Annotated in this window: 8 protein-coding genes; 3 read left to right on the top strand and 5 right to left on the bottom strand. The window is 40.7% G+C overall.

All coding sequences use genetic code 11. From position 1 onward, the window contains the following. Positions 1-133 precede the first annotated feature (133 nt). On the bottom strand, positions 134-1,513 hold the full coding sequence (locus ABI367_RS01365; RefSeq protein ID WP_462229010.1) for an NHL domain-containing protein: 1,380 nt from the start codon (positions 1,511-1,513) through the stop codon (positions 134-136). Between the two features lie 380 nt (positions 1,514-1,893). After that, entirely contained in the window at positions 1,894-4,710 is a 2,817-nt protein-coding gene (carB, locus tag ABI367_RS01360) for a carbamoyl-phosphate synthase large subunit (RefSeq protein WP_462229008.1), read from the bottom strand. 263 nt (positions 4,711-4,973) lie between these two features. Here carB and ABI367_RS01355 point away from each other — a divergent pair, with 263 nt between their 5' ends. Next, positions 4,974-5,504, top strand: a complete 531-nt coding sequence (locus ABI367_RS01355; protein WP_462229006.1) for a hypothetical protein — start codon at positions 4,974-4,976, stop codon at positions 5,502-5,504. Between the two features lie 167 nt (positions 5,505-5,671). Here ABI367_RS01355 and ABI367_RS01350 read toward each other — a convergent pair whose 3' ends face one another. The 3 genes from ABI367_RS01350 to panC form a co-directional block, all read right to left on the bottom strand. Then, positions 5,672-6,700, bottom strand: a complete 1,029-nt coding sequence (locus ABI367_RS01350; RefSeq protein ID WP_462229004.1) for a TonB family protein — start codon at positions 6,698-6,700, stop codon at positions 5,672-5,674. Between the two features lie 23 nt (positions 6,701-6,723). Beyond that, on the bottom strand, positions 6,724-7,074 hold the full coding sequence (panD, locus tag ABI367_RS01345; protein WP_462229002.1) for an aspartate 1-decarboxylase: 351 nt from the start codon (positions 7,072-7,074) through the stop codon (positions 6,724-6,726). A 74-nt stretch (positions 7,075-7,148) separates the two neighbouring features. Continuing rightward, positions 7,149-7,988: a pantoate--beta-alanine ligase gene (gene panC, locus ABI367_RS01340; RefSeq protein WP_462229000.1), complete on the bottom strand. Its 840-nt coding sequence runs from the start codon at positions 7,986-7,988 to the stop codon at positions 7,149-7,151. 160 nt (positions 7,989-8,148) lie between these two features. Here panC and ABI367_RS01335 point away from each other — a divergent pair, with 160 nt between their 5' ends. Both ABI367_RS01335 and ABI367_RS01330 read left to right on the top strand, forming a co-directional pair. After that, positions 8,149-8,973 (top strand): glycogen/starch synthase, encoded by an 825-nt coding sequence (locus tag ABI367_RS01335; RefSeq protein WP_462228998.1) that lies wholly within the window; start codon positions 8,149-8,151, stop codon positions 8,971-8,973. Between the two features lie 21 nt (positions 8,974-8,994). Next, positions 8,995-9,773: DUF4270 family protein (locus ABI367_RS01330; protein WP_462228996.1), on the top strand; the 779-nt coding region annotated here is incomplete at its 3' end.

Genomic DNA, 9,773 nt, shown 5'->3' with positions numbered 1-9,773 from the left:
ATCGCGCTACAAAATTGAAATAAAAGTAGTTTCGCGTATTGAGGAGGTGTTTGAACTATTATTCGGATAGCTATAAAAAGAGTAAAAGCCTGTGTGGTTATACCACCAGGCTTTTCTCTTTAATTCTTTTTTTTTACTGAAGCGTAATTTTACGTATAGTATTATTACCAAAATCTGTTACATATATGTTGCCTGCGGCATCAACGGTAACACCCTGCGGATTGTTAAAGCGTGCCGTGGTACCTGCGCCGTCAACATTACCTGCGTTATTTAAGCTGCCCGCAATGGTATATAAACCATTGTTGGGCGTAATTTCAATAACGCGTCCTTTCTGATCGGAAACAAATAAATTGCCGTTGCTATCAAAAGCTAAACCGGTAGGCTGGCCTATCAGGTCAGCTTGTACCGGGCTACCGGCCAATGTAGTTACTGTGCCGTCAGCTAAAGAAATTACACGTATAGCATAATTGTTATAATCGGCTACGTATAACTTCGTTCCTGCCGTATTTACAGTTATGGCAACGGGGTAGTTAAATTTAGCATTACCACCTATTGCATCCAGATAACCTACCCATCCCGCACCGGAATACCCCACAAGTGAACTAACCACGCCTGCAGATGTAATTTTACGTATCATATTATTGCCTCTGTCAACCACATATACATTTCCGGCACCGTCAACGGCTACTCCCTGCGGTCCGTTAAACTTAGCTACGTTAGCTGCACCGTCAAGGTTTCCGGCTATACCCGTACCTGCAAATGTGCTTACTACTCCAGCCGGTGTTATTTTGCGGATAACATTATTGCCCATATCGGCTACATAAGCATTGCCTACAGCATCAAAAGCCATTCCCTTAGGTCCGTAAAATGTTGCCGACGAAAGCGGCCCATCTGCATAACCCAGGGTACCGTTGGTTAAACTGCCCACTACACCGGCAGTGGTCATGGTACGTATTGAATTATTAAAGGTATCGCCAATGTATATATTGCCCGCAACCGGGTTAAATGCTATACTTGTAGGGCCATCAAACATGGCGCTTAAACCTGCGCCATTTGCAAACCCATTGGTAGTGCTGCCCGCAATGGTAGCTACTGTAGCTGTTTGCACCGCGTTGCTGCGGGTTTTAAATGTAATAACATTTCCATAACCTGTACTATTGCCATTAATAGCATAGGCCCTAACATAGTAAGTGGTATTAGCGGTAAGGCCGGTAAGGCTGCTCGACCAAACTTTGGTAGTAGCCGCGTCAACTGTTTTTGAGTCGCCGGTTGTTGGTGTTTGGTTGGTTGAGCTATAGCAAACGCCAAAAGCGGTAACTGTAGTACTTGTATAAGTTACGGCACCACCACTTTTTGCAGTAGTTTGGTTAACATCAGTTGCCATATTTAAGGTTACTACCAACGGCGGATCGGTAATTGTAGCATTACTGTTGCTTTTTTTACACCCGCTAATAGCAATAATAAGGGTTAACAATGTTGTTAAAAAAAATATGCCTGATAAATGTCTTTTCATGCTTGTATCATGTTTTTGCATCCGTGTATTTACAGCAATGCGGCTGCAAAGATAATGTTATTTGCCGTGTTGAATTAAACTAATATTAGGGCAATTGGTATATGCCAATAAATTTTTTAAATATATGAGTTCGAAACAAATTTACAGCTAAAATAATGGGTAAGGCAGGCAGTTTTAACAATTATTAACATAATGGTGGGCTAAAACCCAATGCCCATATTATTGTTGTATCAAATATAAACGCCATACATGAGGACCATCCCGTTTTTTGCAGTCATATTAATAACTATCAATGCCTTTGCCCAAAAGCATACGCCTTTGTATATTAATAAAAAAGGCGAAAAGTAAAACCTTTCGCCTTTATGCTTAAACCTTTCAGCTTACTTACTCAAGTACATTGATTTTTCTTTATACAGGTGCCTGAAATATGGATCTTCCAGATTAGGGATAAAGCGGATAGCCTCGCCTGTTGATTTCATTTCTGGCCCCAATTGTTTTTCAACTTCAGGGAACTTGTCAAATGAAAAAACAGGCTCTTTTATAGCATAGCCTTTTAGCTTGCGTACAATATTAAAGTCCTTTAATTTATTAACACCCAGCATAATTTTGGCCGCAATGTTTATATAAGGCACGTCATAAGCTTTAGCTATAAAAGGCACCGTACGTGATGCACGCGGGTTGGCTTCAATTACATAAACGTCTTCGTTTTTAATGGCGAACTGTATGTTTAATAAACCGCGCACATTTAATGCTTTGGCTATTTTAACCGAATATTCTTCCATTTTGCTGATCACATTATCTGACAAGTCAAATGGTGGTAACACCGCAAATGAATCGCCTGAGTGTATACCGGCAGGCTCAATATGCTCCATCAGGCCAATAATATGCACATCATCGCCATCGCTTATCGAGTCTGATTCGGCTTCGGATGCACGGTCAAGAAAATGATCGATCAGCACCCTGTTGCCCGGAAGGTTTTTTAGTAACCCTACAACCGCTTTTTCCAGGTCCTCATCATTAATAACAATGCTCATACCCTGGCCGCCTAATACATAACTTGGGCGCACCAACACCGGGTAACCAACATGGTGGGCAACCTCCAGTGCCTCTTCGGCGCTTTCGGCAACACCATATTTAGGGTATGGTATACCAAGTTCCTTTAGCAGGTCAGAAAAACGGCCCCTATCTTCGGCAACATCCATATCATTAAATGATGTACCGATGATCCTTATGCCGTGCTCGTGCATCTTCTCGGCCATTTTAAGGGCTGTTTGGCCACCTAGCTGTACAATTACACCGTAAGGTTTTTCCAGTTCTATTATCTCGCGCACATGTTCCCAAAACACCGGTTCAAAGTACAGCTTATCAGCCATGTTGAAATCGGTTGATACCGTTTCGGGGTTACAGTTAACCATTATTGCTTCAAAGCCGGCTTCTTTAGCCGCTAATAAGCCATGTACACAGCTATAATCAAACTCAATACCCTGACCAATACGGTTAGGGCCCGAGCCTAATACAATTATTTTCTTTTTGTCAGACGATATAGATTCGTTCTCACCATCGTAAGTTGAGTAGTAATAAGGCGTTTTAGCCGGGAACTCGGCGGCGCAGGTATCAACCATTTTGTAAACACGGTTAATGCCCAATGCTTTGCGGCGTTGGTATACATCCTCCTCGGTTACGTTGGTTAATATATAAGCTATCTGCGCATCCGAAAATCCTTTTTGTTTTAAGGTGTAAAAGAAATCTTCAGGAATATTGGTAAGGTTATACCGGCGCAGTTCAATCTCCAGGTTAACAATATCCTGTATCTGGTTCAGGAACCAACGATCTATCTTGGTGGCTTTTCTTACTGATTCTATCGGCACACCCAAACTCAAAGCATCGTAAATATGGAACAACCTATCCCAGCTTGGATGCTCCAGGCTGTACATAATTTCTTCCAGGTTGCGGTTTTGTTTGCCATCGGCACCTAAACCCGCGCGGCCAATCTCTAAACTTTGACAGGCTTTTTGCAACGCCTCAATAAAGCTGCGCCCTATGCCCATAACTTCGCCTACTGATTTCATTTGCAGACCCAGCTCGCGGTTGGCGCCTTTAAACTTATCAAAGTTCCAGCGTGGTATTTTTACGATCACATAATCCAGCGTTGGCTCAAAATAAGCTGAGGTGGTTTTGGTGATCTGGTTCTCTATCTCATCTAAATTATAACCTATGGCTAATTTAGCGGCAATTTTAGCAATTGGGTAACCGGTAGCTTTTGATGCCAGTGCCGATGAGCGCGAAACGCGCGGATTTATCTCAATAGCGATGATGCTATCATCAGCCGGATTTACCGAGAATTGTACGTTACACCCCCCCGCGAAATTACCTATGGCGCGCATCATTTTAATGGCCTGGTTACGCATTTCCTGATAGCAGCGGTCGCTAAGCGTCATGGCCGGGGCCACGGTTATCGAGTCGCCGGTATGGATGCCCATCGGGTCAAAATTCTCTATCGAACAAATAATAATAACGTTGTCATTACTATCCCTTAATAGCTCTAACTCATATTCTTTCCAACCCAGTACAGCCTGCTCCACCAATACTTCGTGTGTTGGCGATGCCTGTAAACCGCGGCTAAGGGCTAAATCAAAATCTTCTTTTTTATGTACAAAACCCGCACCCTTACCACCCAGGGTATAACTTGGGCGTATTACCAGCGGGAAACCTATCTCCTGCGCCGCTTCCTTACCTTCTAAAAACGAATTGGCAATTTTTGAAGTGGCAACACCTACGCCAATATCAACCATCAACTGGCGAAAGGCCTCGCGGTTCTCGGTTTTCTCTATAGCTGCAATATCAACACCAACAATTTTTACGCCGTATTTTTTCCATATACCCTGCTCATCAGCCTCAATACAAAGGTTTAGCGCGGTTTGGCCGCCCATAGTGGGTAATACAGCGTCAATTTTTTGCTCGGTTAGTATTTTTTCGATGCTTTCGCAGGTTAATGGCAATAAGTAAACATGATCAGCAATAACCTTATCCGTCATGATTGTTGCCGGGTTACTGTTAATAATGGTTACTGAAATGCCTTCGTCTTTTAATGAAAGCGCGGCTTGCGAACCGGCATAATCAAACTCGCAGGCCTGGCCAATAATAATAGGGCCTGAGCCGATGATTAGAATGGATTTAATGGAGGTGTCTTTGGGCATAGTTTTTTTGGATATGGTTCATGGTTCATTGTTCATGGTTTTTAATTGTTTCTTACCAATACCATGAACTATCAACCATCAGCTATGAACTATAATCTATGCGCTGAAAGCGGAAAATCCCGACCTCAGCGTCGGGATGCAAAGATAGAAAAATAGTACTATTTGAGGCTTAAATTTTCACTTTAATACAAACTTTAATATTCCATATATTTTTACGTAGCTTTATGTGATTACAAACTACTATAACAGCAACTATTTGAGGTATGGCAAGCAGACCACTCTTTATTTCCATTGTATTATTATGGATATTATCAGGTTGCGGCATGATGCAATCCATTGTTAAATCAACCCTGCCTTATACTACCACATTAACCATACCGGCATCTTCGGGAGTTGGGGTTGCACAATCGGCCACTAACATAGCTACCAGTTTTGACCAAAATTTTTCAATAACCGGCAACAACGGGCAGCACATCAGCGAGGTTAGCGTAATATCTGCCAAACTGGAAGCATCTGACCCGGCAGATTATAATATAGGCAATTTGAGGATGGTAAAAATATATGTATCAAAAAACGACGGGAAAGACGAAGTGTTGGTAGCATCAAATACAAATATTGCGGCAACAGCCGGCAATTATTTAATGCTTAAGGTTGATAATACCCGCTTTTTAGATCAGCTGGTGCGCCAACCGGATATACGCATACGTATGGCTTACCAGCTAAGGCAAAAACCCGATGCTGATGTAAACGTGCATTTAGTGATGAATATTAATGCTTACCCGGCGGGGAGGTAGTTAACGCGAGTAACCCAGCGAAAACTTACTGGTATTGTGTATTTAGTCCTCACAGGTTGTGGCCATTGTTTTTCAGGAAGTGCACATTTTGCTTTTGCGCAAAGCAAGTAGCTGTGGTAAACAGTAAAAAAATGTGATTATAGGTTTCATTGTCGACAATAATCAAATTAATTAATAACAGGTATTACAGAATGACCCAAATTAGTATCTGCGTTTTGCAGGCCAAAGTTAATAGGTATAGTAAATGCCTTAAATGGCACATTGCGACCAAATTTTTTAGCTGGAGACCAATTGGGGCTATGTCGCAGAACTCTTACTGTTTCTTCAGCCATTGATGGAGTAGGAGATCTCAGTACTCGTATGTTTTCAACTTTTCCATTTATATCAATGTCAAAAGACACGATGACTTTTCCTTGTTTATTTCCATCTTTATCATTGATGGGATAATTTATGTGTTCAGATAAGTATTTTGTGAATTTTTCAATCCCACCCAAAAACTCAGCTGGCGTAACACGACCATTTTTATAAGCAACTTTAATCCCGGTTGTCGATGTCCCTATTCCTTGAATAAAAAGTCCTGCTTTGTATGTTTCAATAAAGCTAATTGTATCTTCCCTCCCTTTCCATTCACCATCCTTTTTTCCATCCTTTACCGGACCTTCTTCAATAATTTCTTTAAAATTTGAATCATAGCCCTTATAATAACCGATGCCATCTGTTAGAATCGCGGTCCCTAAGGAATCAAGAGAGGTAAAAAATAAATATTGCTTTTCTAAATCAGGAAAATGCTCTAAAGAGCCGGTTATTGTTGCTGTTAATTCTTCTGTATATTTTTTTACAGTATACAATTTACCATTTGGAAAATAATCATATTGATCACCTACTAGTTCGCCATATTTGTATTTGTTTATTGCGCGTCGCTTTCCATTTTCAAAAAACGATATTACAGTTCCTTCGAATCTAACAGGGTACGTGGATGATGATAACCCTACTAACTTACGCTTCCCACTTATATAATACTCCGTAATGTTGTATAGTGTTGTTCCCGAATCTGGCTCGGCTACAACACGCACAAAATCAGCTGAATCTTTCGTTTGAACCAGCGATCCGTCATTTTTAACAAAATAAATATTTTGCTTTTGCGCAAAGGTGGTAATCGCAGCTAATAAGAAAAGAAATGAAATTAAATGTTTCATTCAGTTTAAAATATTAAACCAAATTACTTAATTAATTTATTATTTACATCCGGGAAAACCGAAAGGGGTTCGTAATTACGGGCTTCGTCCATCTCCATGTACGCGTATGACATTACTATAATAATATCGCCCACCTGCACCAGCCTGGCGGCCGCGCCGTTAAGGCATACGGTGCCGGTGCCGCGTGCGCCTTTTATAACATAGGTTTCAAAGCGCTCGCCGTTATTGTTGTTTACAACCTGCACCTTCTCGTTGGCAATTATATTTGCCGCATCCATTAAATCCTCATCAATAGTAATGCTGCCTACATAGTTCAGCTCGGCCTGGGTTACCCTGGCTCTATGAATTTTGGATTTTAATACCTCAATAATCATGGTGCAAAGTTACGCTTTTAGTTAATTAGTGATTAGTTAATTGGTGATTAGTTGACAATTGGATGAGTATATACTTACCCCGATATCATAACATTATCTATTAAACGGGTTTGGCCCACCTTAGCCGCTACCAATGCCACTATTTTTTTTGATTGTTTATCGGCAGGCAGCAGGGTATCACCATCGGCTATCTCAAAATAATCCAGTTGCGTACCGGGCTGGTTATTAATAGCTGCTTCCGCCTGTTGTTTCAATATGGCAATATTATTAATATCAAAATCACTTTTAATGCGGTTAAGGGTTTTTGATAAAACAAGCGCGTTTTGCCTGTCGGCGGGGGTTAAGTGTATATTTCTCGAGCTCATGGCCAACCCGTCGGCTTCGCGCTGTATAGGGCACATTATTAGCTTAACCGGCATATCCATTAAGGCAACCATCCTGCTTATTACTAAAAATTGCTGGTAATCTTTTTGCCCAAAAAATGCAACATCGGGGTTTATTAATGTAAAAAATTTATAAACCACCTGGGTAACCCCCTGGTAATGGCCGGGCCTGTATTTTCCTTCCAGCAAATCCTCCAGTGTACCAATGTTTAAATGCCAATGCTCATTGTTGTCATAAATTTCATTTACAGCGGGCTCAAACAGCACATCGCAGCCTATGGCCTCCAGTTTTCTAATATCCTCCTGTATGGGGCGAGGGTATTTTTCCAGGTCGGCGGGGTCAGTAAACTGAGTAGGGTTTACAAAAATACTGCACACCACAACATCGCATTGCTGCTGTGCCTGCTGTATTAACGACAGGTGGCCGGCGTGTAACGCCCCCATGGTAGGTACCAGCCCTATAGTTTTACCATTTGCCCGTGCTAATGATAAATATTGCTGTATTTGGGTTTTAGTAGTAAATTTTTCCAATTGAGGATGTTTACAAAAAGAGGGCGAAGTTGCACAATAGATTAAAAATAACCAAAACTACTTGCATAAATCGTTGCCAGTTCATATAATAATGCTTATATTTGCAAACCCAATTTTTTGGGGTTCTTATACATACATAACTTTTAATATTGATTTGGAGATGAGTAAATCTAAGCTTTTGTTTATAACTCATGAAATGTCACCTTTCCTTGATCTAACTAAAATTTCTGAAATCACACGCCAGCTTCCGCAGGCTATGCAGGAAAAAGGTTACGAAATTCGTATCCTTATGCCGCGTTTTGGAAATATTAACGAGCGCAGGAACCGCCTTCATGAAGTAATACGTTTGTCGGGAATGAATATCATTATTAATGATAATGATAATCCGCTGATCATCAAAGTTGCATCTATTCCCGCGGCGCGTATGCAGGTTTATTTTTTGGATAACGAAGAGTATTTTCAACGCAAGTACGTTTTTGAAGACAAAGACGGGAAATTTTATGCCGACAATGACGAGCGTATGATCTTCTTTTGCAAAGGAGCGTTGGAAACGGTTAAAAAATTAGGCTGGGCACCGGATATAATTCACTGCCATGGCTGGATGAGCGCTTTAGTACCGGCTTATTTAAAAACCACGTACAAAGATGACCCGACCTTTAAAAACTCGAAGGTTGTTTATTCTATTTACGAAGACGACTCAAAAGGTACAATGAACGCCGACTTTGCCCGCAAGGCAGTAATGGGCGATATGACCGACAAGCACACTGAGGTTTACAAACCAGGCACAAACTCGGCTTTGTATGAAGGTGCCATTCAATACAGCGACGCTATTGTTATAGCCAGCGAGAATATTGATGAAGATGTGTTAAATAATGTTAAAAACAGCAATAAATCGGTTTTAGAATTTAATTCTACCGCTGATTTCGAAAATTATTACAATTTTTACGACGAAATTGTCAATGAAGAATTGGCACACGTTGTATAAACTTTGAGAGATCATTCACATATGAAATTTTTTAGATTAGACTTATTAACGTTGTTGATAAGTCTTTTTATTTTAGGCAGTTGTAAAAATCAGGACAGTATTGGCTTGGGTATAAATACAGGTAACCAGCTAAATGGCAGCCTGATAGATACATCTACCATTATTGTTAATACCATACCCGAAGATAGTGTGGTAACTTCGTCAGCAACCAAAATGGCACTGGGCTATTTTAAGGACCCTGTTTTTGGTACAACAGAATCAAATATAGCTACCGACCTTAATTTACCCAACAGCGTAGCCTATACCCTGCCAACCGGCACCGTAACTATTGACTCGGCTTTGCTGACACTTAAGTATACGCATGGTTTTTATGGCGACTCGATAGCATCACGCTATAAGGTTAATGTGTACCAGCTAAATGAGCGTGCTTTAAATGTAAGTTATTATAATACCAAGCGCTGGAATTATAACAGTTCAAATTTATTAGGATCCAAGTCATTTTTAGCCAGGATGAATGACAGTATTAATATCAGCGCCAATGTTTCCGGGGCAAGAGATAGTATGGTAAAGGTAAAACCACAGATCAGGATACCCATTAATTTAAATTTTATAAACTCTATTTTATTTAATGCAAGTAGTGCGCAATTATCATCAAACCTTATATTTAAAAATAATGTAAAAGGTTTGTACATTACATTAGATAAATCGGGGACTACGGGAGCCGGGGGCACATTTATGTTTTCGCCGGATTCATTAGGCCAAATAGATGTATTTTACCGTGTTACCAACGGAACTACGGT

The sequence above is a fragment of the Mucilaginibacter sp. genome, assembly GCF_039935595.1.
Classification (GTDB): Bacteria; Bacteroidota; Bacteroidia; order Sphingobacteriales; family Sphingobacteriaceae; genus Mucilaginibacter.
This window is presented reverse-complemented; position numbering and strand designations above follow the sequence as displayed.

Excerpts from the sequence above, each read along its gene's own strand:
- ABI367_RS01365 (WP_462229010.1), bottom strand. The coding sequence starts at position 1,513 with ATGAAAAGACATTTATCAGGCATATTTTTTTTAACAACATTGTTAACC.
- carB (WP_462229008.1), bottom strand. The coding sequence starts at position 4,710 with ATGCCCAAAGACACCTCCATTAAATCCATTCTAATCATCGGCTCAGGC.
- ABI367_RS01355 (WP_462229006.1), top strand. The coding sequence starts at position 4,974 with ATGGCAAGCAGACCACTCTTTATTTCCATTGTATTATTATGGATATTA.
- ABI367_RS01350 (WP_462229004.1), bottom strand. The coding sequence starts at position 6,700 with ATGAAACATTTAATTTCATTTCTTTTCTTATTAGCTGCGATTACCACC.
- panD (WP_462229002.1), bottom strand. The coding sequence starts at position 7,074 with ATGATTATTGAGGTATTAAAATCCAAAATTCATAGAGCCAGGGTAACC.
- ABI367_RS01335 (WP_462228998.1), top strand. The coding sequence starts at position 8,149 with ATGAGTAAATCTAAGCTTTTGTTTATAACTCATGAAATGTCACCTTTC.